Genomic DNA, 24,460 nt, shown 5'->3' with positions numbered 1-24,460 from the left:
TTAATTCCCCTGTTTGTTGACAGCAGCATTTATATCGGAAGTTTCAATTGGTACGGTGCGGCTGGTTTGGTTTAAGAGGACTTTTAATGTAAACTCTTGAGAATTATCTACTTTTTTAATGCTTAATAATTCCGGTTGCGTGAAAAGACCAGTACTGGGAAGAGAGCGCATAAACATAGCAATCTTGTTATCGCTGGTTGCTTTGCCACTAATAGTATAAGAACTTGGGTTTTCAGCGTTAATAGAAGTAATATAAGTACCCTCTGGAATTAATACATTAATAGAATCAATAAGATGAGCTGCCTGAAACCGTTTTTCTTGCAATTCTTCTACTTTCTGTTTACGGGCTAAAAAGTCTTCTTTTTCTTTTTTTAATTTATTGATTTCAAGAAGATTTTGATCAGTCTTGGTAATTTCTTGATTCAAAAAATCATTTCGCTTTTCTTGGCTTCCTATTGCATTGTTGATTGTTAGATAAGTTAATGCAGATAGGCCTAGGCCTGTAAATAATGCAAGCAACATTAATGCCTTAAATTGTTGCTTTTTTTTCTGTTGGATCTCTTCTCTATAAGGAAGGAGATTAATTCTAGTTAATTCAATCATGTTACAGACCCCTTAGTGCTAAACCGAAAGCGAGTGTTAGTGATGGTGCATCTATTTGTAATTGTGACAAATCTACTTTATTACTTTGAGCTGCATAGTTAATTGGATGGATGCACTCAGTTGCTGTATTTGTGTGCGAGAAAATAGTTTCTGCTAAGCCTGGTTGCTGAGAAGCAGTTCCTGTTAAGAAAATGTGCTTGATATTGGAAAAATTCTCGCTTGATTGGGTGGTATAGTAAAATTGCAATACGCGCTGAATTTCTTGGGCTACTTGGATGTTAAACCGATCAGCTACTGCAGTTTGATAATCAGAAGGCTTGCTGGCAGCATTCATCATCTGTGCAGCTTTTTCCTCTGTAACTTGATAAGTTCGTTGGATAAGCTGGTTTAGTTGCTCTGTGCTAACAGGTGTTTCTTGTTTGTAGAGAACTTGGCCATTTTGAGCAATTAGTGCATATGTTTGTGTTGCGTGAATACCGAAAACGGCTATTTTTTCGTTCTCTAATTCAGGAGCATGTTGGTTAATCCAAAAAGAAAAGGCGTTGTTTTGAGCAAAGAGGTCTATGTCTAATGTTGAAAGGGGTAAACCTGCATTGTCAAAAGCTTCAATGCGTGGCTCCACATCATCTTTCTTGGCAGCAGTAAGCAATACTTGCTGGCCAGCAGGAACTATTGAGGTGCCTATGACTTGGTAGTCAAAGTTCATCTCTTCAATGGGTGCAATTTGAGATACTTCGAACTCAGCAAAGTTTTCTAGGTCAGTATCAACCTCTTTCGGGTTGTATACAACAGTTTCAATCGTAGCTAAACTTTGTGGTAAAGATGCAACAAGATTTTTAGACGATGTATTAAGCTGCGCATAAGAATGTTGCAGATATGTAACAAGTTGCTCGTAGTCTTGAATTTTATTGCCTTTAACAATATTTTTAGGCAGTTTTGTAATAACGTATTTTTCCAACTGAATTTGGTTTAAACTACGGGCTGACAGCTGAACCATTTTGATAGCATGCTGCCCGATATCTATGCCAATAGCATTTGAGTTGCTAATGTTGGAAGAGACTTTACCTTTTGTATTCTTTTGATTTTTTGCTAAACGCATAATGTAAATTCCCTATTTTGGGGTGTGAGTAACAGTTTTGGCATCCGTAAGAGATTTCATTTTTTTACACAGTGTGTAAGAGGTGTTTATGAAATCTTTAGCTATTTTACTTTATTTAATGCTTTTGATGGCAACTTTGTTGATTTAGTCATGATTAAAAAAATTATAACGACCTGTATAGGTCTGATTTTAGGGTTGACTCTCTTTGTTGTAGGGTTGGTTGCAATAGCCATTTTGGTTACTTATCCAAAACTACCATCATTAGAGGCTATACAACATTACCAACCGAAGATGCCGCTGACTATTTATTCCTCAGACGGCAAGGTTATTGGTATGTATGGAGAAGAGCGGCGTTCGTTTACCAAAATCGCTGATTTCCCTAAAGTGCTGAAAGATGCGGTTGTTGCTGCTGAAGATAAAAGATTTTATGAGCATTGGGGAGTGGATGTGATTGGGGTTTTGCGTGCTGCTGTTGGTAATATAACTGGCGGTGTACAGTCGGGTGCAAGCACGATTACCCAACAGGTGGCGCGTAATTTTTATTTGAGCAATGAACGTACGTTTACACGAAAATTTAATGAAGCGTTGTTGGCTTATAAGATTGAACAGTCTTTGAGCAAAGACCAGATTATGGAGCTGTATTTTAATCAAATCTATTTGGGTCAACGTGCTTATGGTTTTGCCGCAGCATCGCGAATTTATTTTAATAAAGATGTTAAAGACTTAACGTTAGCCGAGGCTACAATTTTGGCAGGTTTGCCGAAAGCGCCTTCCACATTTAATCCTATTGTTAACCCTGAACGTGCCAAGCTGCGCCAGCGTTACATTTTAAATAATATGGTGCAAGAAAAAATGATTACGCCCCAAGAGCGTGATCGGGCAGTGGCGGAAGATCTGCATTATGAGCGTTATGTGCAGAAGATTGATCAAAGTGCACTTTATGTTGCCGAAATGGTACGCCAGGAACTGTATGACAAATATGGTGAAGATGCTTACACTCAAGGATTCAAAGTATACACGACAGTAAGTACGGATCATCAACGTGTGGCTACTGCTGCGCTACGTAAAACTTTGAGGGGTTTTGATCGCGGTAGCAGCTATCGGGGAGCAGAGCATTATATTGATTTGAGCAAATCTGACAATCCTGAAGAAACCATCAGCCAATATCTTTCTACGTTGTATACCGTAGATGATTTAGTGCCAGCCGTTGTATTGGATGCTTCGAAGAAAGGTGTACAGATCCAGCTTCCGAATGGTAGAAAGATTACATTAGATAATGCAGCACTGGGATTTGCTGCAAGAGCCGTTAATAATAAAAAGATGGAAGATGCGCAAATCCGTCGTGGTGCAGTTATTCGGGTGAAAGGTAGCGGCAAACGTTGGACGGTTGCACAAGAGCCTTTGCTCCAAGGAGCATTAGTAGCCCTTGATGCAAGAACAGGTGCGGTACGTGCATTGGTAGGTGGCTATGACTTCCACAGTAAAACTTTCAACCGAGCAACACAAGCACAGCGTCAGCCTGGCTCTTCGTTTAAACCGTTTGTTTACTCTGCGGCTTTAGCTAAAGGAATGACGGCGTCTACACAAATTAATGATGCTCCTTTGTCTTTGCCAGGAAAAGGGCCGAACGGCTCGACATGGAATCCTAAGAATGCAGATGGGCGATATGCAGGGTTTATTACTCTGCGCCAAGCATTGACTGCTTCTAAAAATATGGTGTCTATCCGTATTTTAATGTCTATCGGTGTAAATTATGCACAACACTATATCCAGCGTTTTGGATTCAAACCTTCTGAAATACCTGCGGGGCTTTCCATGGCATTGGGTACAGGAGAAACAACGCCGTTGAAAATGGCGGAGGCTTATACGGTATTTGCCAATGGGGGATATAAAGTTTCAGCTTATGCAATTGACCGGATATATGACAGTCAAGGACGATTAAGGGCGCAGATGAGACCTTTGGTTGCGAGAGAAAATGCTCCGCAGGCAATTGATGCTCGCAATGCTTATATTATGTATAAGATTATGCAGGATGTAGTTCAATATGGTACTGCATCGCGTGCACGTGCAGTAGGGCGTTCGGATATCGCAGGTAAAACAGGTACGACCAATGACAATAAAGATGCCTGGTTTGTTGGTTTTAACCCTGATATCGTAACGGCGGTATACATAGGTTATGATAAACCGCGCAGTATGGGACGAGCGGGGTATGGTGGCACAATTGCTTTGCCTGTGTGGGTGGAGTACATGCGTTATGCTCTGAAAGGAGTACCCATTAAAGGTATTAAAGTGCCAGATGGAATTGTAATCAGTGGCGGTGAGTATTATCTGAAGGAGCAGCAATCTACCAGTCCTAACTTGGCGTTGGATAACCGCTCAAGTAGACCGGTTCGTAGTGAAGAACGGGATTCTACAGTTGGTTCTGACGGAGCTACAGCGCGTTCGGGTAATAGTTCGCGTAGTGGAGAATCCGCACCAGCAGAATCCTCCGGTCAGGAAGTTCCAGTAGAACCAGTTAATAATACGGACGGTGATACTGCTCCGTCTCCTGCACCTCAGGGACAGTCCGGTCAGCTTGATTCATTATTTTAAAAGTGCATAAGTAAACAGGCTGTCTGAATATTTTCAGACGGCCTATTTATATCGATAAATTAAAGTGATGGTATTTTAGAAAAAGTTTGATTCGATTGAATTATAGAAGAATTTATTTGAAAGTTTTACAACGAATTATTTTGTGACCGTTAGGGAATAGTCTGTGCCTTAGTCGTACTACCTGAAATATTACTTTCAGTTTGCAATCTTGCTTTAGGAATTGATTTGACTGAGTATTAAGCGCTTTTTCGAGTGTAAGTAAAAATACTTTAGAAATAAAGTTAGCTCTTTTAAGAATCGACGAATAAGCCATCGTTTATGGCAAACCATTCAGCGACAACTTTGTTTACTTCTTCTATGCCTTGTTTCTTCAGGCTGGAGAAGAGCTGAATGCTGATTTGCTGGCGTTCGCTATAAGGTTTCAGTGCTTTTTTGACTGAACTGAGTGTTTTAATTTGGTCGTTTTTGGGGAGTTTGTCTGCTTTTGAAAGTAAGATATGCACAGGACGGCCTGTTTGGTGAAAGAAATCCAACATTTGTATGTCTAGTGCTTTGAGCGGATGACGGGCATCCATAATCAGAATCAGACCGATAAGCTGGGCACGCTTTTGAAGATAGTCGCCAAGCAGTTTCACCCAATGTGCGCGTACTGCTTCGGGAACTTGAGCATAACCATATCCAGGGAGGTCGACCATGAACCCCCCGTTAGTCAGCTCGAAAAAATTAATATGTTGGGTGCGCCCGGGAGTTTTGGAAACATAAGCTAGTCTGACATGGTTAGTTAATGTGTTGATTGCACTAGATTTTCCGGCATTGCTGCGGCCGACAAAAGCAATTTCGGCAGATGTGGTAGGCAGATCTTTGAGATGGTTGACGGTAGTAAAGAATTTAGCATTTTGAAATAGGTTCATAACTGGTAAAATTGTGTGAATTTAGTATAGAATACCATGATTACAAAATCATCGGTTTAACCAAGCAGTAAAAGCTTGGTGTTGAGTATATAAAAAGAGTGTTGCAGGCAGGGATTGCAACGCTGATTCAGGAGCACTTCCATGAAACATTTTACTTTATTGGCTTTTGCGTTGGCCGTAGGAACAGTAATGGCTGCGCCTAAAGCCGATATTGCTAAAGGCAAAGAAATTGCAACCACTATTTGTGCGGCCTGCCATGCGGCTGACGGTAATAGCGGTATCGCTATGTATCCGAAGCTGTCTGCACAACACGCCAGCTATCTTTTCACTCAGACCAAAGAAATTAAAGAAGGTAAGCGCACTACGGGAGCTTCGGCTGTAATGATGCCGCTGGTGGCAAACTTGTCGGAGCAAGACATCTTAAATGTGTCTGCCTACTATGCCAAACAGTTCCCTAAAGAAGGCGAAGCCAATCCGAAAGAAGATTTTGAACTAGGGGCAAAAATCTTCCGTGGTGGTCTTATCGATAAAAAAATTCCCGCATGTATGTCTTGTCATGGTCCAAATGGAGCAGGTATGCCCGGAGGAGGTACGGATATCGTAGCTTATCCGCGTTTGGGTGGACAGCATAAGGCTTATATTGTGGATCAGATGAAGGCTTATAAATCGGGCCAGCGTAAAAACAGCATAATGCAGGATATTGCCAGCCGTATGACAGATATGGAAATGAATGCAGTAGGAAACTTTATCCAAGGATTGCATTAATTACTGCATATGATTATGGTATGAAAACAATAGGCCGTCTGAAAAGAGCATTGTCTTTCAGACGGCCTTAAATGTGATTATACTCATTTTTTAATTTGTTGTATAAAATCGACATTATATGCCTACTCCAAAGAAAACAGTTCCTTTGATACGCCGACCGTGGTTTGCTTTTCTCAGCTCCATGCGGTTTGCCATAGCCTTACTTAGTTTGTTGGGTGTGGCTTCAATTGTCGGAACGGTGTTGCAGCAAAACCAACCACAAACCAATTATGTGGTGAAATTTGGTCCGTTTTGGACGGAAATTTTTGGCTTTTTGGGTTTGTTTGACGTATACGCATCGGGATGGTTTGTCGTCATCATGCTGTTCCTGGTGGTGTCGACCGGATTATGTCTGTGGCGCAATATCCCACCGTTTTTGCGGGAAATGAAGTCTTTCCGCATCAATGCCGGCAATAAGTCATTAGCAGCTATGAAACATACCGTGTTAATAGATGGTGGAATATCGCCTGAAATTGTTAGCCGTTATCTTGACGTTCGGGGATTCAGCACTAAAACGGTACAACGTGAAGACGGTTCCGTATTGATTGCGGCTAAAAAAGGGGCAATGAACAAATGGGGTTATATTTTTGCCCATGCAGCGATTATTGTTATTTGCCTGGGCGGGTTGATTGACAGCAACTTATTGCTGAAATTCGGTATGCTTACCGGAAAAATCGTACCCGACAACGACTCCCAATTCGCACGGGATTTCAAACCTGAAAGCATTCTTGGGAGTAATAATATTTCTTTCCGCGGTAATGTAAACATTATCGAAGGGCAAGGTGCGGATGTCGTGTTTTTGAATGCAGATAAGGGAGTATTGGTACAAGACTTGCCTTTTACTGTTGATCTGAAAAAATTCCATATTGATTTTTACAATACCGGTATGCCGAAAGATTTTGCCAGCGATTTGGTGGTAACGGATAAGGCGACGGGTAAAAAAATAGAGAAAACCATTCGGGTAAACCATCCGCTGACTGTGGACGGCATTACCATTTATCAGGCCAGTTTTGCCGACGGAGGTTCAGATTTGAAGCTTAAGGCATGGAATTTGGCGGGGAAAGGGCGTATGCCGGCAGCGATGAATGCCGTGTCGATGCGCGAATTTCCTTTGAATATCGGAGGGCAGCAATACCGTTTGGAATTCGACCAATTTACTGCTATGAATGTTGAAGATGTGAGCATGCCGTCTGAAAAAGGCACGCAAAATCTTCAGACGGCCATCCAAGATGTGCGTTCCGTGAAACAAGATAGAAAGTTTTCCAACATTGGTCCGTCTATTGTTTATCGTATCCGCGATCAGGCCGGGCAGGCAGTAGAATACAAAAATTATATGTTGCCGATAAAACAGGAAGAAGATTTTTTCTTCATTACCGGCACGCGTACAGGCTTGGAACAGCAATACCGTTGGTTGAGGATTCCCGCCGATGCCCAAGGTAAACTTGATACGTTTATGGCGTTGCGTGAGTTGATTAACCAACCGGATATTCGTAAACGGGCAGTGGAAACAGCTACGCGCGGTACGCCCGATAATGTGCGCAGTCAATTTAACCAAGCTGCCGAAAACACATTAAGCCTGTTTGCTCGCGGCGGTTATTTGGCGTTGAATGATTTTGTTACCAATAATATTCCTCAAGCCCAGCAGGAAAAGATGCAGGGTTATTTCTATCAGATCCTGTACGGTACGATAAATGCCGCATTGGATGAAGCAATCAAGGAATATGGCCTGCCCGAATGGAAACAAGGTGATGACCGTAACCGCTTCTTGTTGAACAGTATGGACGCGTATACCGGTTTGACTGAATATCCGGCACCTGTGTTACTGCAATTGGATGGGTATAAAGAAGTGCGCTCTTCCGGTTTGCAGATGACCCGCTCACCAGGAGCATCATTGGTTTACCTCGGTTCGGTGCTGCTGGTATTGGGTACGGTATTTATGTTTTACATCCGCGAGAAACGTGCTTGGCTGCTGTTTGATAAAGGAACGATACGCTTTTCTATGTCGTCGGGCCGTAACGAACGCGATTTACAAAAAGAATTTCCTGAACACATCCAATGCTTGAAGCAGTTGGAGAAGGACCTGAACCATGACTGATTATACTGAAACTCAAAAATTATCCGGGCATGCGCTGTTGACGCATAAATCGTTTTTACGCCGTTTGGATGTTTGGGATTGGCTGTTTGCTGTTGTTATCGCATTGACGGCCATGTTTGTGCAAACGCAAGCTAGCCATCATATGGATGGCTATGAGATGGCAATTTTGTGGTTTAGTGCCGCCTCTACCGTACTGTTGGGTTGGTTTTTCAAGCCGTTGCGTTGGTTTACCGTGTTGAGCCTCGTGTTGGCTTATGGGGCAATTAAGTTGTACGGAGGCGATATCGGTAATACTGATCGTTTTCTCCTTAAATACTTTTTGAGTAGCCAGTCGGCCATCATGTGGCAGTGCGCCACAGTATTTTTTGCCTTGTTTTGTTATATTGCCGGTGTGCTGTTGGCTAAAAAACAGAATGCCGACCGCAATACTTTGCTGGGTATGGGGACGGCGTTGACATGGGTGTCTGCTTTGGCAGGCTTTACCGGCTTACTGGTACGTTGGCACGAAAGCTACCTGTTGCGCCCTGATGCCGGCCATATTCCCGTATCGAATCTGTATGAAGTATTCATTCTTTTTCTGGTGATTACCGCTTTGATGTATTTGTATTATGAAAGCAAGTTTGCAGTGCAGAAGCTGGGCGGTTTCGTGTTGTCGTTTATGTCGGTAGTGGTGGTGTTTGTGTTGTGGTACAGCGTATCACGTGAGGCGCATACCATTCAGCCGTTGATTCCGGCATTGCAATCTTGGTGGATGAAAATCCATGTGCCGGCAAACTTTATCGGTTACGGTGCGTTCTGTATGGCCGCTATGTTGGGCATCGCCGAACTTTGGGCTATTCGTAGTGAGTCTGCCGGTAAGAAATCATGGTTGCCTGATTCGCAAACGATTGAAGAGGTAATGTACAAAGCTATTGCAGTAGGTTTTTTATTTTTCACTATCGCTACAATCTTAGGTGCACTTTGGGCTGCCGATGCCTGGGGCCGCTATTGGAGTTGGGATCCGAAAGAAACATGGGCGTTTATCGTATGGCTTAATTATGCCGTGTGGCTGCATTTGCGTTTGGTTGCCGGTTGGCGTGGTAAAGTGTTGGCTTGGTGGGCGATTATCGGTTTATTTGTCACTGCGTTCGCTTTTATCGGTGTGAATATGTTTTTAAGTGGTTTGCATTCTTACGGAACACTTTAATGCTTTTCTAATAGGCTGATTTGAGCAAGAGGCCGTCTGAAAACTTTCAGACGGCCTCCTGTTGTTGGAAGTTTTAATTTTGATACCGCAATGATGGACAGTGTTGCAGGTTGCTCATTAAAGTTTCTACGAGACGGGGGGCGGTTTCGCTAAGATCAATACGCTCGGGTTTAATCAGCCATTGGTAAATCAGACCGTCGATAGCAGATTGCAGATAGATCACGGAGGTAGCGGTATCCAGATTATCGGGTAAGGATTTTTGCTTGATACACAGCGTGAGAATATCGGTAAGCCGTTGTTCCCACATGTTTTGGTATTTTTCGATAACGGCAATGATAGCCTGATTTTGCTCGATATGCTCGCATTTCAAGTACAGAATACTGCAAAATTTGTAATGAATTTTATTTCTTTGCAGACGTTCGAAAGTGTTTAGCAGGCTTGCGTGCAGGCTCTCTAAAATATTGCCCGACTCATTGGCTACATCTTCTTCCAGTTTACTGCCTACTTCATCACATAAACGTTGGAACAAACCGTCGAATAAATCTTCTTTATTTTTAAAATGCCAATATAGCGCACCGCGGGTTACCCCGGCTGCTTGGGCGATTTCGTTGAGAGACGCACGGGCAACACCTTTGTGATAAAAAGTTTCAAGTGCGGCGAGCATCAGATCTTCGCGGGTTTTTAGGGCTTCGACTTTGGTTTTTCTCATAATAAAGAGGTAGGGTTATTTTTTGTAAAAATTTTTCTCAATTATAATAAATATCTTTGGAACATACAACGGTGTATGTATAATCTTGGGCATTCCCAAAATGCTGATATTCCAGCGTCTTGAGCAATGCAAGTGATTTTAGATTATCCGTTTTCCGTAGAATTGGATAAATCGGGTGATTGCTTATCAAATACAGAATTTGTAAAGAATCTTATGGAAGTCTAATGATAAAGATAGGAAAATTAATGATATTTCATCCTGCTCATCAAACATTGCGCCTAGCGGCTTTGGCAGTGGCAACAGCATTGGCATTGACCGCATGTGGAAAAGGAGATTCCAAGCATCAACAGACCGAAGGAGCACAAAAGCAGGCTCCCGCCCCTGTGGTTGGTGTGGTTACGGTGCATCCGCAAAAGGTTACCATCAGCACGGATTTGCCGGGGCGGTTGGAGTCGCACCGCTCGGCGGATGTGCGGCCGCAAGTAGGCGGTATTATTAAGAAACGCCTGTTTCAGGAGGGAAGCTATGTGCGTGCAGGCCAACCGTTGTATCAATTGGATGATGCAACTTATGTGGCGGCTCTGGAAAGTGCAAGGGCTCAATTGGCTACTGCCGAAGCTTCGTTGGCGAAGGCTGCCGCCGATGTTACCCGCTATAAGCCGTTGGTGGCGGCGGATGCCATCAGTAAGCAGGAATATGATGCCGCAGTAGCTGCAAAACGTTCTGCTGAAGCGGGAGTGAAAGCAGCGAAAGCGGCGATTAAGTCTTCCCAAATCAATGTGAATTATTCCCGTATTACCGCTCCGATTTCAGGTTATATCGGACAGTCTTTCATCTCGGAAGGTTCGTTGGTAACAGCGGGTAATGCGTCCAAACTTGCCACTATCCAGCAAACCAATCCCATGTACGTCAATCTCACTCAATCAGCTACAGACGTGATGCAGCTGCGCCAGAATATTGCCGACGGAAAAATGCAGTCAGTAAACGGTGCGGTTGAAGTGGGCATCCGCTTGGAAAACGGTAAGGAATATGCTCATAAGGGCCGTTTGTTGTTTACAGACCCTACTGTCAATGAAGCAACCGGCCAAGTTACGTTGCGTGCGGAGGTACCTAACCCCGACAATATCCTGTTGCCCGGGCTGTATGTACGCGTGAATCTGCCGCAAGCTGATGTGCAGGACGTATTTGTTGTGCCGCAGCAAGCAGTTACGCGCGGCAAACAAGATAGTGTTATGGTAGTGAATGCCGACGGTTCGATAGCACCGCGCATGGTAACTGTGGTGCAGCAGCAAGGCAGCAACTGGATTGTTTCAGACGGCCTCCAAGACGGCGATAAGGTTATTGTGGAAGGCTTGGCGATTGTCGGCTTGACGCAGGCAAAAAAAGTAACGCCGAAAGAATGGTCGCCGGTCGGTAATGCAAGTGCTCAGAATAATGCCCAAGCCGCCTCCGCACCTGTTAAGACGGCCTCAGAACCCCAAGCGGCTTCAGCGGATAAATAAGGAACCCTCATGGCTAAGTTTTTTATTGACCGCCCCATTTTCGCATGGGTAATTGCGATATTTATCATCATTGCAGGCGTTCTCGGCATCAGAAGCTTGCCGGTATCGCAATATCCTTCTGTTGCCGCGCCGACTATCCGCCTTTCTGCCGTTTATCCCGGTGCTTCGGCACAGGTGATGGAAGACAGCGTATTGTCGGTTATCGAGCGCAACATGTACGGTGTGGAAGGATTGGATTACATCAGCACCAATGCGTCTTCAAGCGGTGGCGGCACGATTACGCTGACGTTTACGCCCGAAACTGATGAAGATCTGGCACAGATGGAAGTGCAGAACAAGCTTTCGGAAGTAGAAGCCCAACTGCCTGCCACTGTTAAGCAAAACGGTATTACCGTTTCCAAGTCTCGCTCCAACTTTTTGATGGTTTTGATGCTTTCTTCAAAAACCATGAGCACGGAAGACATTGCCGACTATGTGGAGCGCAATATCAAGCCTGAAATCCAACGGGTAAACGGTGTAGGTGAGGCACGCCTATTCGGTTCGCAACGGGCCATGCGCGTGTGGATCGACCCTAAAAAACTGCAAAACTACAATTTGTCGTTTGCCGATGTGTCCGCTGCAATCAGTGCGCAAAACGCGCAGATTTCCGCTGGCTCTTTGGGTGCGCTGCCGGCGGTACAAGGCCAAACCATCAGCGCTACCGTAACAGTACAAGGGCAGATGAGTACGCCGGAAGAATTCGGCAATATCGTATTGCGCTCGACTACGGGTGGTGCCAATGTGTATTTGAAAGACGTGGCTGAAATCCGCTTGGGTAGCCAAGACTATTCCACCTCGACCCGTTTGAACGGCGAGCCTTCCGTCGGTATGGCAGTAATGCTTTCCAACAGCGGCAATGCGATCGAAACCGCAGCGGCGGTACGCGACAAAATGACGCAGTTGGAGCGGTTCTTCCCGTCGGATATGACTTGGTCCTCGCCGTATGATACGTCCAAGTTCGTTTCCATTTCGATTGAAAAAGTAGTACATACGCTGCTTGAAGCGATTGTGCTGGTGTTTATCGTGATGTACCTGTTTTTGCAGAACATCCGTTATACGTTGATTCCGACTATCGTCGTGCCGATTTCTTTGCTGGGTGCATTTGCTTCGATTTGGTATCTGGGCATGTCGATTAACGTGCTGACCATGTTTGCGATGGTGTTGGTTATCGGTATCGTGGTGGATGATGCCATCGTAGTGGTGGAAAACGTCGAAAGGATTATGTCCGAAGAAGGATTGCCGCCGCTTGAAGCCACTAAAAAGGCCATGAGTCAGATTTCGGGTGCGGTTATCGGTATCACGGCCGTCTTAATTTCTGTATTCGTACCGTTGGCAATGTTCAGCGGGGCAACCGGCAATATTTACCGCCAGTTCGCTATTACCATGGCGATTGCGATCGCGTTCTCCGCTTTTCTGGCTTTATCGCTCACTCCCGCATTGTGCGGAACCTTGCTGAAGCCGATTCCCAAAGGCCATCATGCAGAGAAAAAAGGATTCTTCGGCTGGTTCAACCGCAAGTTTTCAGACGGCACCCACCGTTATGAAAGTTGGGTGGCCAGATTGCTGCGAAAAGCAGCGCGCATGATGGTGGTTTATGTAGCATTGGCTGCCGTAGCAGGGTTGTTGTTTGTCCGCATTCCCTCTTCTTTCCTGCCGCAGGAAGATCAGGGCACTTTGTTGATGCTGGTCCAACTGCCGTCGGGTGCCACCAAAGAGCGCACCGATGCGACGCTGGCTGTGGCGAATAAAGTGATTATGTCTATGCCCGAAGTTGAGAACTTCATCGGCGTATCAGGGTTCAGCTTTGCCGGTTCGGGGCAAAATGCGGGTTTCGGCTTTATTACGCTGAAAGACTGGGCGAAACGCAGCACTCCGGGGAGTGATGCCGCATCGGTAGCCGGAAAAATCACTGGTGCGTTGATGGGCAGCGTGAAAGACGGTTTTTCCATTGTAATCAATCCTCCCGCCATTTTAGAGTTGGGCACCAGCTCGGGTTTTGAAATGTATCTGCAAGACCGCAATAACAGCGGCCATGAAGCTCTGCTGGCAAAACGTAACGAGTTGATCGGCAAAATGCGACAAAATCCGATGTTTGATGCCAGTAATGTGCGCGCTTCGGGTTTGGAAGATGCACCGCAGCTGAAAATCGACATCAACCGTCAGGCCGCCGCTGCACAAGGTATCGACTTTTCCAGCATCCGCAACGTATTGGCAACGGCTTTGGGTTCGTCTTATGTCAGCGATTTTCCAAACAAAGGCCGTTTGCAGCGCGTTATTGTGCAGGCAGATGCGGCAGGACGTATGCAACCTTCCGATATTCTGGCGTTAACCGTGCCGAATAGTCAGGGTGTGGCTGTACCGTTGTCTACGATAGCCACGGTTTCATGGGAAAAAGGCATTGAGCAAAGCATACGTTTCAACGGTTATCCCGCCATGCAGATTTCCGGCGCAGCCGCTTCGGGCTACTCTTCGGGCGAAGTGATGGCCGAAGTGCAGCGCATGGTTGATGAAATGGACGGTTACAGCTTGGAATGGAGCGGTCAATCCCGCGAGGAAATCAAAGGCAGCTCGCAAACCACGATACTTTATACATTTGCAATTATCGCCGTATTTTTGGCATTGGCCGCATTGTATGAGAGTTGGTCGATTCCGCTGGCGGTGATTTTGGTGGTGCCGTTGGGTTTCCTCGGCGTGGTATTGGGCGTAACCGGCCGCAACCTGTTCGGAGGTTTGTTCGGTGCGCCGCCTTCTTATCTCAATGATGTTTATTTCCAAGTCGGTTTGATTACGGTAATCGGCTTGAGTGCGAAAAACGCGATTCTGATTATTGAGTTTGCCAAAGACCTTCAGGCTCAAGGCAAAACGGCATTGGAAGCTGCCCTTGCAGCCGCACACTTGCGTTTCCGCCCGATTATCATGACTTCGTTTGCCTTTATTTTGGGCGTAGTGCCGCTGTATATCGCTTCGGGAGCCAGCTCTGCCAGCCAGCGTGCCATCGGTACGACCGTTTTCTGGGGCATGTTGATCGGCACGGTGTTGTCGGTATTTTTGGTGCCGCTGTTTTATGTGGTGGTGCGCAAATTCTTTAAAGATACGCCTCGGCAACTGGAACGTGCCAAACTGCATGCCGCCGAAGCGGGGATGACTGCGGAAATGGTCGATAAATATGTGGGCGATGCCGAATCGGGTGCAGGTTTGAGTGAAGAAGAAAAACGCGCCTTGCACGAGGATAAGGATTAAACATGAAAACAGTAAATTTCAAACCAGCTCTGAGTGCTGTGGCTGCCGCCGTTGTGCTTTCAGCCTGTACCATGATTCCCAAGTACCAAGAGCCGCAAGTAAGCGTGCCGGAAACTTTCAGGCACGACACGCAGCCCGAAACGGGTATTCAGGCGGCCTCATTGGGTTGGCAGGATTATTTCGCCGACCCTCGTCTGCACCGCTTGATCGAACTGGCTCTGGCACGTAACACCGATTTGCGTACCGCGGCTTTGAATGCGGAAGCGATACGCAAGCAATATATGATTGCCCGCGCCGATTTGCTGCCCGGCATCAACGCTTCGGGCAGCGGGCAGCGCGGTCGGGTGGCGGCAGATTTAAGTACCACGGGCACTTCGAGGGTTTCTTCGTCTTATACCGTGGGTTTGGGTGTTACCGCTTATGAATTGGATTTGTTCGGTAGGGTGCGCAGCACTGCCGAAGCGGCCAAGCAAAACTACTTTAACAGTGCGGCAGCCCGTGATTCCGCTCATTTGAGTTTGGTGGCAACCGTTGCCAAAGCCTATTTCAACGAGCGTTATGCTGAAGAAGCGATGAAATTGGCGCAGAATGTGTTGAAAACCCGCGAGCAGACTTACAAACTGACGCAGTTGAAACATAAAGCGGGTGTGGTTTCCGCCATTGATTTGCGCCAACAAGAAGCCTTGATCGAATCGGCCAAGGCGGATTATGCCGCTGCCGTGCAGAGTAAAGAACAAGCGCGCAATGCGTTGGCCGTCTTAATCAACCAACAACTGCCGGAAGATTTGCCTGCCGGTTTGCCTTTGAACAAGCAGTTTAAAATCAGCAAACTACCTGCCGGTTTGACTTCCGATGTGCTGCTCAACCGCCCCGATATCCGCGCGGCCGAGCATTCTTTAAGGCAAGCCAATGCCAATATCGGTGCGGCGCGGGCGGCATTTTTCCCCAGTATCAGCCTTACCGGCACCATCGGTACCGGCTCCACCGAATTGAGCAGATTGTTTAAAGGCGGTAACGGCACATGGGCATTTGTGCCGACCATCAATCTGCCGATTTTCAATTGGGGCAGCAATAAAGCCAATCTGGATGCCGCTAAAATCCGCCAACAAATTCAGGTGGTGAACTATGAAGCCGCCGTTCAAGCCGCTTTCCGCGATGTGTCCGATGCGTTGGTTGCGCGCGAGCAGCTCGACAAACGTTATGAGGCCGCTGCCAAACAAGGAAAATCTTATGCCGACTATCTGCGCTTGGTGCGCTTGCGTTACAGGCACGGCGTTTCTAGCGCACTGGATTTGCTGGATGCCGAACGCAGCAGTTACGGTGCAGATACTGCCTTGCTGGGTATACAGCGAACCCGTTTGGAAAATCTGGCCGATCTCTATAAAGCCTTGGGAGGCGGTTTGAAACGCCATACGCAGGATAGGGCACAGCAGTAACGCCATAGCTGTTTTAGATGCGAAAGGCCGTCTGAAAACGCTTGCTTTGTTTGCAAATTGTGTTTTCAGACGGCCTTTTCGGCAGCGGGTTCTTTCACGGCCATCTATGATGTTTCAGACGGCCTGACCGACCCCGTTCATAAGGTTTTTCAGTTTTCTTCCACTTCTATGCTCAGATACGAGCTTTGTTTCAAACCGCGGCAGAATTCGGCAAAGTAGCTGTTGCGTTCGTTGCTGCTCAATTTTGCCCAGCGGGATTTTTCTTCGAATTTATTCAGTACTTCTTCAGGTGAAAGATGCACGTAGTGCAGCATGTCTTCGATGGTGTCGTGTTCTTCCATGCCGCCGAAAACGATTTCGCCGTTGTCGCGCACGTAAACGTTAACGGAGTCGGTGTCGCCGAAAAGATTGTGCATGTCGCCGAGAATTTCTTGGTAGGCTCCGACCATGAAAACGCCGAGCAGATAAGGTTCTTTAGGCTTCGGTTCGTGTACGCGCATGCTGGATTCTATGCTCTGCTGGTCGACGTATTGGCTGATTTTACCGTCCGAATCGCAGGTTAAATCTTGCAGCACGGCACGGCGGGTCGGGTATTCGTCTAACCTGTGCAACGGCATGATGGGTAATACTTGCCCGATGGCCCATGTGTCGGGCAGGCTTTGGAAAACAGAGAAATTGCAGAAATATTTATCGGCCAATTTGTCGTTCAAATCATCGTAAACTTGCCGTTGCGAACGCCGGCTGGCCTGAAGTTGCTGTTTCAGACGGCGGCAGAGAACGGCATGCAGTTGTTCGGCCAATGCTTTTTCTTTGAGCGGCACTTTGCCTTCGAGATATTGCTCGGTAACTTCGGTAAAGTAATGGCCGATGCGGTAATAGGTTTCGGTAACCATTTCGCTGTCGTTGATGTCCAAATAAGCGATCAGCTTTTGGGTGGCGAACGAAAGGTTTTCTTCGTCGGTAATTTCCGGCACTTCCTCGGGAAGGCGTTCGACATCGGTAACATTCATTACCAGCACCGCATGGTGTGCGGTCATGGCGCGGCCCGATTCGGAAAAAATATTAGGATGCGGCACGCCGTTTTCGTTGCAGTATTCGGCCAACATGGAAACAATCACATGCGAATATTCGCCCATATCGTAGTTGATGGAGCTGGCATTGCGCGAGTGGGTGCCGTCATAATCCACACCTAATCCGCCGCCCACGTCCACATACTCGATCGGCAGTCCCAATCCGCGCAATTCGGCAAAATAGCGCACCGCCTCTTTAAACCCTGCGCGGTAGTCGGCAATATTGGAAATTTGCGAACCCATGTGGAAATGCATCAGTTTTACCGTGTCGGCCAGCCCCGCAGCAGTCAATTTTTCCGCCGACGAAATCAGTTGTGCGGCGGATAAGCCGAATTTGCCTTTTTCGCCGCCGGTATCCGCCCATTTGCCTGAAGCCAGTGAAGACAAACGTACGCGCAGGCCCAAATTGGCTTTCACGCCGAGTTTTTGCGATTCTTCAATAACCAGATCGACTTCGGTTTCTTTCTCAATCACGATGAAAACCTGATGCCCCAGTTTCTGACCCATCAAGGCCAGGCGGATGAAGTCGCGGTCTTTGTAGCCGTTGCACACGATGGTGCCGCCTCTGGGGGCAAATGCCAGCACAATCATCAGCTCGGGTTTGGAGCCTGCTTCCAAGCCGATGGATACTTGGTCGTTTTTCGGCACGATAATGTTTTTTACTACCGATTCTTGTTGGTTGACTTTAATCGGGTAAATCGCCGTATAGCGGCCTTGGTATTCGTTTTTCCGGATGGAACGGTTGAATGCCGCGCACAAACGGGCTACCCGGTCTTGCAGAATATCGGGGAAGCGGAACAACATCGGCAGGTCTTGGCCGCGCTCGTTGAGTTGGCCGACCAAATCGTATAAGTCGACCTGCACGTCGCTGTTGTCGTTGGGTCTGACCACGACGTGGCCTTTGTCGTTTACCGAATAATAGCAGTCGCCCCAATGACGGATACCGTATAGCGAGGCGCTGTCTGCAACCGACCAAGACATAATTTGACTCCTTGAGAAAATTGGGAAAACGGCTTGCATCATAGCACAGACAAGGAAACGGAGCGGAAGAAAAAAAGCCCTTTCAAAACAATCTGCTTTCACGTTTTCAGACGGCCTTTGCTATATAATACCCACACTTTCAACCTATCCACAGGAATCCGTTATGAGCCATAAAACCGATGCCGAAATCGCCCAAGCCGCTGCAATACGACCAATAGGCGAGATTGCCGCCAAACTCGGCCTGAATGCCGACCAATACGACCCTTACGGTAAATACAAAGCTAAAATCAATCCGGCCGACGTATTTGCCTTGCCGAAAAAACAAGGCCGTCTGATTTTGGTAACGGCCATCAACCCAACACCTGCGGGCGAAGGCAAAACCACCGTAACCATCGGTTTGGCCGATGCTTTAAACTACATCGGCAAGCAGGCCGTTATTGCCCTGCGCGAACCTTCGCTCGGCCCTGTGTTCGGCGTGAAAGGCGGTGCGGCAGGCGGCGGATATGCGCAAGTGTTGCCGATGGAAGACATTAATCTGCACTTTACCGGCGATTTCCATGCCATCGGTGCGGCCAACAACCTGCTGGCCGCCATGCTCGATAACCATATTTATCAAGGCAACGAATTGAATATCGACCCCAAACGCGTGCTGTGGCGGCGCGTGGTCGATATGAACGACCGCCAGTTGCGCAACATCATCGACGGCATGGGCAAGCCTACCGACGGCGTGATGCGCCCCGACGGTTTTGACATCACCGTTGCCTCCGAAGTGATGGCCGTGTTCTGCTTGGCCAAAGATTTGGCCGACTTAAAAGAACGCTTGGGCAATATTCTCGTGGCTTACACCAAAGACGGCAGCCCCGTTTACGCACGAGATTTGAAAGCCAACGGTGCAATGGCGGCATTGTTGAAAGATGCGGTTAAGCCCAATCTGGTGCAAACCATCGACGGCACACCGGCTTTCGTACACGGCGGCCCGTTTGCCAACATCGCCCACGGCTGCAACTCCGTAATTGCCACCCGTGTTGCCCGCCATTTAGGCGATTATGCCGTTACCGAAGCCGGTTTCGGTGCGGATTTGGGCGCGGAAAAATTCTGCGACATCAAATGCCGCTTGGCCGGAATCAAACCCGATGCCGCGGTAGTGGTGGCCACCGTGCGTGCGCTTAAATATAACGGCGGCGTGGAACGTGCCAATTTAGGCGAAGAAAACCTGAACGCGCTCGAGAAAGGCCTGCCGAACCTGCTCAAACACATCAGCAACCTGAAAAACGTGTTCGGTTTGCCGGTGGTGGTTGCACTCAACCGCTTTGTTTCCGATACCGATGCCGAACTCGATATGATTCAGACGGCCTGTGCCAAAGAAGGCGTTGAAGTATCGTTAACCGAAGTGTGGGGCAAAGGTGGCGCGGGCGGTGCCGATTTGGCTCAAAAAGTGGTGAATGCCATCGAAACCCAGCCCAATAACTTTACGTTCACCTACGACAACGATTTGAGCGTGCAAGACAAAATCCGCACCATCGCCCAAAAAATTTACGGTGCGGCCGATGTCGATTTCAGCAGCGAAGCCCTTGCCGAAATCGCCTCGCTTGAGAAGCTCGGTCTCGACAAAATGCCTGTTTGTATGGCGAAAACCCAATATTCTTTAAGCGACAACGCCAAACTTTTGGGTAAACCCGAAGGCTTCCGTATCACCGTGCGCGGTATCACCGTGTCGGCCGGCGCAGGCTTTATCGTCGCCCTGTGCGGCAACATGATGAAAATGCCCGGCCTGCCGAAAGTGCCCGCCGCCGAGAAGATTGACGTGGATGAAAACGGCGTGATTCACGGGTTGTTCTGATATTGAGCTTGTAGAAGGCCGTCTGAAAATTATTTTTCAGACGGCCTTTTCTTATCGGATACCCTATAATAACGGCCATTCGATTTATCTCACTAAGAAGGCCGTCTGAAAATATGACCCAAAACACAAACAACCTCTGCTGGCTCGATATGGAAATGACCGGATTGGATCCGGAAAAAGAACGCATTATCGAAGTTGCCATGATCATTACCGACCCGCACCTGAATGTTTTGGCGCAATCCGAGGTTTACGCCATCCACCAAAGCGACGAAGTGCTGAACAATATGGACGAATGGAACACCGCCACCCACCAACGCACGGGGCTTACGCAGAGGGTGCGCGAATCGGCTTATACCGAAGCCGAAGTGGAACAGAAACTGTTGGACTTTATGGCACAGTGGATTCCCGAGAAAACCACGCCGATGTGCGGCAACACCATTCATCAAGACCGTCGTTTTATGGTGCGTTATATGCCGAGGTTGGAGGCCTATTTCCACTATCGCAATTTGGACGTTTCCACCTTAAAGGAGCTTGCCCGCCGTTGGAACCCTGCGGTTTATAAAGGTGTGGTGAAAAAAGGTTCGCATCAGGCATTGGACGATATTCTGGAAAGCATTGAAGAAATGCGTTATTACCGTGAAAACTTTCTCAAGTTGCCCGGGCAATTGTCTGAGTAAAGCCGGTTTGCCGTTTTTTGTGTTTTATTTACAGAATTTTAATCCATCTCAAACAAGCCGTCTGAAAAACCTTGAAGCCTGTTGGCGGTGGCGTTTTCAGACGGCATTCCGTGTTTTCCGACCGCTATCGGGCGCGTCGGACTTTCTGCTTTTTTAGCCAAAATTTGAGCAAAATCAAGCTGTTTTTCCGTACGGTATTTAGACTGACGGCCGGTGTTGGCGACAGTCGCCCGACCGCCGGTAAATAATTATGTGTGCGGGATTGGTATAAAAGTTGGATAACGAATGGAATGGATAAAAAAAAATTGGCCAATCATATTGGTTGCTTTTGTTGTTGCACTGATTAGGAGCGTTGCTTTTGATCAAATCTCGGATAATGCCTGCTGGAACGTTAAAAATATTCCAGTAGGTTTGAGTTGGCGGCAGCAAAAAGAATTTTGTCAGTGTGTACGTAGAACGGGCGATTACTATATTACCCTTGAAGCTGTTAAAAGGATAAGCACTGGAGAGGGGAGGCCGGATGATTTTAAAAGGTATGACAAGCTTTTTAATGTTAGTTGTGAAGAAAATGCTTTAAAAGTATCCAAATATTTTTGGTAACCACGTTTTTAAACTTGGTATACTACAAGTAACTACAAATAATTTAAGCCGTTTCAGACGGCCTTGCTGTTTTTATGAATAAAATTACTCAGACTTCAGCCTGGCAAAATTTGCAGGCCCATCAAATCAATACCGCCAATCTGCATATGCGCGACCGGTTCGCCGCAGACGGCCAGCGTTTCGACAAAATGCATGAAACCCTGCACGGCATGCTTTTCGATTACAGCAAAAACCGCGTTAACGAAGAAACGCTTAACCTGCTCTGCATGCTGGCCGATGCCGCCGGTGTCAAACAACAGGCCGAAGCGATGCGGTGCGGCGAAAAGATCAACATCAGCGAAAACCGTGCTGTGCTGCACACTGCTTTGCGTCTGCCCTTGGATGCCGAACCGGTAATGGTGGACGGCGAAAACGTGCTGCCGAAAATCCGACACGAACTTAGCCGTGCGCTCGCTTTTGCCGAGAACCTGATTAACGGGGTGCATTTGGGCGTAACTGGAAAACGAATTACCGACTTTGTGCATATCGGTATCGGCGGTTCCGACTTGGGACCGCAAATGGTTACGCAGGCATTGCAGCCGTATCACAAAACCGTGCGCGTACATTTCGTATCGAATTCCGACGATGCGAATATTGCCCAAGTGCTTGCTTTGTTAAATGCCGAAACCACGGTATTTTGCGTTGCCAGTAAATCGTTCGGCACCCCCGAAACCCTGTTGAACGCCCATGCCGCACGGACATGGTACCGCGAGCAGGGTTTGCCCGAAGCAGGGATCGCCCGCCATTTCGTCGCCATTTCCAGTGATGTGAATGCCGCACAGAATTTCGGCATTGCCGAAGATAATGTGTTTGCCATGTTCGATTGGGTGGGTGGGCGCTATTCCGTATGGTCGGCCATCGGCCTGCCCGTGATGGTGGCGGTTGGAGAGAGCAAGTTCCGCCAGTTTTTAAACGGCGCACATGCGATGGACGAGCATTTTTTCACTGCAGAATACCGTCGCAATATCCCCGTGCTGTTGGCATTGCTTGGCGTGTGGTATGGTAATTTTTGCGGCGCAGCAGGGCAGGCAGTTGTGCCTTACAGCCACAATTTGCGTCGCTTCCCCGGTTATTTGCAGCAGCTTGATATGGAAAGCAACGGCAAGTGCCGCACTTTGCACGGCGAAGCGGTGGAATATCACACCGGCGGCATTCTTTTCGGCGAAGAAGGCGTAAATTGTCAGCATGCGTTTTTCCAATTATTGCATCAAGGTACGCGGCTGATTCCGGTCGATTTTATCGTACCGATGCGAACACCTTATAAAATTGGCCGCCAGCACCGCTTTACCGTGGCTAATGCTTTTGCCCAGGCCGAAGCGTTGATGCTCGGCAAAACATTGGAGGAGGCGCGCGCCGAGCTTGTTCTTTTGCCCGAAGCCGAGCGTGAAGAGCTGGCTCCGCAGAAAGAGTTTCCCGGCAACCAACCCAGCAACAGTATTTTGTTGGACGAACTCAGCCCGTTCAATCTGGGGATGCTGATGGCGATGTACGAACATAAAATCTTTGTTCAAGGCGTTATCTGGGGCATCAACCCCTTCGACCAGTGGGGGGTGGAATACGGAAAAGTGTTGGCGAAAACCATCGAGCCGGAGCTCAGCCAGCCGCGCGATTTGCAACACGATACTTCTACCTGCGGCCTGATTGAGTATTACCGCCGCTGTCAAAATATCAAATAGAAAGGTTCTTAAAATAAGCTAAAAGGCCGTCTGAAAAATTTTTCGGCGGCCTTTTGAAGTAAATAAATTTTGATTTGATATTTAATTTCAAAAAATGCAAATATTAAAAATTAAAATCTCTAAAAATCTAAAAATAATAGATTTACACAATAAAATAGCTAGAAATAAACTTTCAGCCTTGCCATAGGCCGTCTGAACCGTTAACCTTAGCAACCTGATTCATTGCATAGAAAAGAACAATCATGACACCACGCCACCAAACAGACGATGTAAAAATTAAAGAAGTAAAAGAACTGCTTCCTCCCATTGCCCACCTTTACGAACTCCCCATCAGCGATCACGCCGCCGATCTCGTGCACCAAACCCGCGGCGAAGTGACCAAACTCGTTCACGGCGAAGACAACCGCCTGCTGGTGATTATCGGCCCGTGTTCCATCCACGACCCCAAAGCCGCGCTGGAATACGCCGAGCGTTTGCTGCCGTTGCGTAAAAAATACGAAAAAGAGCTGTTGATCGTGATGCGCGTTTACTTTGAAAAACCGCGTACCACCGTCGGCTGGAAAGGGCTGATCAACGACCCGCACCTCGACGGCACGTTCGACATCAACTTCGGTTTGCGCCAAGCCCGCAAGCTGTTGCTCACACTCAACAATATGGGTATGCCCGCATCAACCGAGTTTCTCGACATGATTACCCCGCAATACTATGCCGACCTGATTTCGTGGGGCGCTATCGGTGCGCGTACCACCGAAAGCCAAGTGCACCGAGAGCTGGCCAGCGGCTTGTCTTGCCCGGTCGGCTTCAAAAACGGCACCGACGGCAACCTGAAAATCGCCATCGATGCCATCGGCGCAGCCAACCATCCGCACCATTTCCTGTCGGTAACCAAAGCCGGCCATTCGGCGATTGTCCACACCGCAGGCAACCCCGACTGCCATGTGATTTTACGCGGCGGCAAAGAGCCGAATTACAGCAGCGAGCATGTGAAAGCAGCTGCCGAACAGCTTACCCAAGCAGGCGTAACACCCAAACTGATGGTCGATTTCAGCCACGCCAACAGCCGTAAAGACTACAAACGCCAAATGGAAGTGGCTCAAGATGTCGCCCAACAAATCCGCGACGGCGAAAACAACATCATGGGCGTGATGGTGGAAAGCCACTTGGTAGAAGGCCGCCAAGACAAGCCTGTATGCTACGGCCAAAGCATCACCGATGCCTGCATCGGCTGGGAGCAAACCGAAGAGCTGCTGTCTTTGCTGGCAGAAGCCAACCGCAGCCGCGTGTAAATATTATTTCCCCAAATAGCAAAAAGGCCGTCTGAAACTTTTCAGACGGCCTGAAGCTTTTTTCAAGCTGAAAAG

General features: G+C 47.6%; 18 protein-coding genes. 12 read left to right on the top strand and 6 right to left on the bottom strand.

From position 1 onward, the window contains the following. Together EL216_RS05870 and pilM are read right to left on the bottom strand one after the other, a co-directional pair. A complete protein-coding gene (locus tag EL216_RS05870; protein ID WP_085389159.1) occupies positions 1-603 on the bottom strand; it encodes a PilN domain-containing protein in 603 nt (200 codons plus the stop codon). A 1-nt stretch (position 604) separates the two neighbouring features. Continuing rightward, positions 605-1,702 (bottom strand): type IV pilus assembly protein PilM, encoded by a 1,098-nt coding sequence (gene pilM / locus EL216_RS05865; RefSeq protein WP_085389160.1) that lies wholly within the window; start codon positions 1,700-1,702, stop codon positions 605-607. 150 nt (positions 1,703-1,852) lie between these two features. On the opposite strand from pilM, the gene EL216_RS05860 reads away from it, so the two are divergent. Beyond that, positions 1,853-4,294, top strand: a complete 2,442-nt coding sequence (locus tag EL216_RS05860) for a penicillin-binding protein 1A (RefSeq protein ID WP_085389558.1) — start codon at positions 1,853-1,855, stop codon at positions 4,292-4,294. Between the two features lie 290 nt (positions 4,295-4,584). On the opposite strand, the gene yihA is transcribed toward EL216_RS05860, so the two are convergent. After that, a complete protein-coding gene (gene yihA / locus EL216_RS05855; protein ID WP_085389161.1) occupies positions 4,585-5,205 on the bottom strand; it encodes a ribosome biogenesis GTP-binding protein YihA/YsxC in 621 nt (206 codons plus the stop codon). Between the two features lie 141 nt (positions 5,206-5,346). On the opposite strand from yihA, the gene EL216_RS05850 reads away from it, so the two are divergent. The 3 genes from EL216_RS05850 (at position 5,347) to ccsB (ending at position 9,290) form a co-directional block, all read left to right on the top strand. Continuing rightward, a complete protein-coding gene (locus EL216_RS05850) occupies positions 5,347-5,970 on the top strand; it encodes a c-type cytochrome (protein ID WP_085389162.1) in 624 nt (207 codons plus the stop codon). Between the two features lie 181 nt (positions 5,971-6,151). Further along, the gene (locus EL216_RS05845) at positions 6,152-8,104 is read left to right on the top strand and encodes a cytochrome c biogenesis protein ResB (RefSeq protein ID WP_126300878.1); all 1,953 of its coding nucleotides are present in this window, start codon (positions 6,152-6,154) and stop codon (positions 8,102-8,104) included. Continuing rightward, positions 8,097-9,290, top strand: coding sequence for a c-type cytochrome biogenesis protein CcsB (gene ccsB / locus EL216_RS05840; RefSeq protein WP_085389164.1), 1,194 nt, complete (start codon positions 8,097-8,099; stop codon positions 9,288-9,290). Before EL216_RS05845 ends, ccsB begins: the two co-directional genes overlap by 8 nt. A 73-nt stretch (positions 9,291-9,363) precedes the next feature. Here the strand turns inward: ccsB and mtrR are convergent, their stop codons facing one another. Next, on the bottom strand, positions 9,364-9,999 hold the full coding sequence (gene mtrR / locus EL216_RS05835) for a multidrug efflux system transcriptional repressor MtrR (protein WP_085389165.1): 636 nt from the start codon (positions 9,997-9,999) through the stop codon (positions 9,364-9,366). A gap of 245 nt (positions 10,000-10,244) precedes the next feature. Here mtrR and EL216_RS05830 point away from each other — a divergent pair, with 245 nt between their 5' ends. From EL216_RS05830 to EL216_RS05820, 3 genes are read left to right on the top strand one after another with little or no spacing between them, the layout of a single operon-like run. After that, positions 10,245-11,501, top strand: a complete 1,257-nt coding sequence (locus EL216_RS05830; protein WP_085389166.1) for an efflux RND transporter periplasmic adaptor subunit — start codon at positions 10,245-10,247, stop codon at positions 11,499-11,501. A 9-nt stretch (positions 11,502-11,510) separates the two neighbouring features. Then, entirely contained in the window at positions 11,511-14,780 is a 3,270-nt protein-coding gene (locus EL216_RS05825) for an efflux RND transporter permease subunit (protein ID WP_085389167.1), read from the top strand. A 2-nt stretch (positions 14,781-14,782) separates the two neighbouring features. After that, a complete protein-coding gene (locus tag EL216_RS05820) occupies positions 14,783-16,216 on the top strand; it encodes an efflux transporter outer membrane subunit (RefSeq protein ID WP_085389168.1) in 1,434 nt (477 codons plus the stop codon). Between the two features lie 149 nt (positions 16,217-16,365). On the opposite strand, the gene speA is transcribed toward EL216_RS05820, so the two are convergent. Next, positions 16,366-18,267, bottom strand: coding sequence for an arginine decarboxylase (gene speA, locus EL216_RS05815; RefSeq protein WP_085389169.1), 1,902 nt, complete (start codon positions 18,265-18,267; stop codon positions 16,366-16,368). A 163-nt stretch (positions 18,268-18,430) separates the two neighbouring features. Between speA and EL216_RS05810 the strand changes: the two genes are divergently transcribed. Both EL216_RS05810 and orn read left to right on the top strand, forming a co-directional pair. Next, on the top strand, positions 18,431-20,107 hold the full coding sequence (locus tag EL216_RS05810) for a formate--tetrahydrofolate ligase (protein ID WP_085389170.1): 1,677 nt from the start codon (positions 18,431-18,433) through the stop codon (positions 20,105-20,107). A gap of 113 nt (positions 20,108-20,220) precedes the next feature. Beyond that, positions 20,221-20,784, top strand: coding sequence for an oligoribonuclease (gene orn / locus EL216_RS05805; RefSeq protein ID WP_085389171.1), 564 nt, complete (start codon positions 20,221-20,223; stop codon positions 20,782-20,784). Between the two features lie 38 nt (positions 20,785-20,822). Here orn and EL216_RS11425 read toward each other — a convergent pair whose 3' ends face one another. Next, positions 20,823-20,945, bottom strand: coding sequence for a hypothetical protein (locus EL216_RS11425; protein WP_269471209.1), 123 nt, complete (start codon positions 20,943-20,945; stop codon positions 20,823-20,825). Positions 20,946-21,069: 124 nt separating this feature from the next. Here EL216_RS11425 and EL216_RS05800 point away from each other — a divergent pair, with 124 nt between their 5' ends. The 3 genes from EL216_RS05800 to aroG all read left to right on the top strand — a co-directional run bounded on the left by EL216_RS05800 (position 21,070) and on the right by aroG (position 24,385). After that, a complete protein-coding gene (locus EL216_RS05800; protein ID WP_085389172.1) occupies positions 21,070-21,384 on the top strand; it encodes a hypothetical protein in 315 nt (104 codons plus the stop codon). A 74-nt stretch (positions 21,385-21,458) separates the two neighbouring features. Then, the gene (gene pgi / locus EL216_RS05795) at positions 21,459-23,099 is read left to right on the top strand and encodes a glucose-6-phosphate isomerase (protein ID WP_085389173.1); all 1,641 of its coding nucleotides are present in this window, start codon (positions 21,459-21,461) and stop codon (positions 23,097-23,099) included. A gap of 242 nt (positions 23,100-23,341) precedes the next feature. Then, a complete protein-coding gene (aroG, locus tag EL216_RS05790; RefSeq protein WP_085389174.1) occupies positions 23,342-24,385 on the top strand; it encodes a 3-deoxy-7-phosphoheptulonate synthase AroG in 1,044 nt (347 codons plus the stop codon). Positions 24,386-24,460: the final 75 nt, after the last annotated feature.

Source organism: Neisseria animaloris (assembly GCF_900637855.1).
Taxonomy (GTDB): domain Bacteria; phylum Pseudomonadota; class Gammaproteobacteria; order Burkholderiales; family Neisseriaceae; genus Neisseria; species Neisseria animaloris.
The sequence above is the reverse complement of the archived record's forward strand: the minus strand, read 5'-3'. Positions and strand labels throughout refer to the sequence as shown.

Coding starts and splice junctions, on each gene's coding strand:
- orn (WP_085389171.1), top strand. CDS start 20,221: ATGACCCAAAACACAAACAACCTCTGCTGGCTCGATATGGAAATGACC.
- EL216_RS05850 (WP_085389162.1), top strand. CDS start 5,347: ATGAAACATTTTACTTTATTGGCTTTTGCGTTGGCCGTAGGAACAGTA.
- EL216_RS05860 (WP_085389558.1), top strand. CDS start 1,853: ATGATTAAAAAAATTATAACGACCTGTATAGGTCTGATTTTAGGGTTG.
- aroG (WP_085389174.1), top strand. CDS start 23,342: ATGACACCACGCCACCAAACAGACGATGTAAAAATTAAAGAAGTAAAA.
- EL216_RS05825 (WP_085389167.1), top strand. CDS start 11,511: ATGGCTAAGTTTTTTATTGACCGCCCCATTTTCGCATGGGTAATTGCG.
- EL216_RS05845 (WP_126300878.1), top strand. CDS start 6,152: ATGCGGTTTGCCATAGCCTTACTTAGTTTGTTGGGTGTGGCTTCAATT.
- EL216_RS05870 (WP_085389159.1), bottom strand. CDS start 603: ATGATTGAATTAACTAGAATTAATCTCCTTCCTTATAGAGAAGAGATC.
- speA (WP_085389169.1), bottom strand. CDS start 18,267: ATGTCTTGGTCGGTTGCAGACAGCGCCTCGCTATACGGTATCCGTCAT.
- pgi (WP_085389173.1), top strand. CDS start 21,459: ATGAATAAAATTACTCAGACTTCAGCCTGGCAAAATTTGCAGGCCCAT.
- ccsB (WP_085389164.1), top strand. CDS start 8,097: ATGACTGATTATACTGAAACTCAAAAATTATCCGGGCATGCGCTGTTG.
- EL216_RS05800 (WP_085389172.1), top strand. CDS start 21,070: ATGGAATGGATAAAAAAAAATTGGCCAATCATATTGGTTGCTTTTGTT.
- EL216_RS05820 (WP_085389168.1), top strand. CDS start 14,783: ATGAAAACAGTAAATTTCAAACCAGCTCTGAGTGCTGTGGCTGCCGCC.
- mtrR (WP_085389165.1), bottom strand. CDS start 9,999: ATGAGAAAAACCAAAGTCGAAGCCCTAAAAACCCGCGAAGATCTGATG.
- yihA (WP_085389161.1), bottom strand. CDS start 5,205: ATGAACCTATTTCAAAATGCTAAATTCTTTACTACCGTCAACCATCTC.
- EL216_RS05810 (WP_085389170.1), top strand. CDS start 18,431: ATGAGCCATAAAACCGATGCCGAAATCGCCCAAGCCGCTGCAATACGA.
- EL216_RS05830 (WP_085389166.1), top strand. CDS start 10,245: ATGATATTTCATCCTGCTCATCAAACATTGCGCCTAGCGGCTTTGGCA.
- pilM (WP_085389160.1), bottom strand. CDS start 1,702: ATGCGTTTAGCAAAAAATCAAAAGAATACAAAAGGTAAAGTCTCTTCC.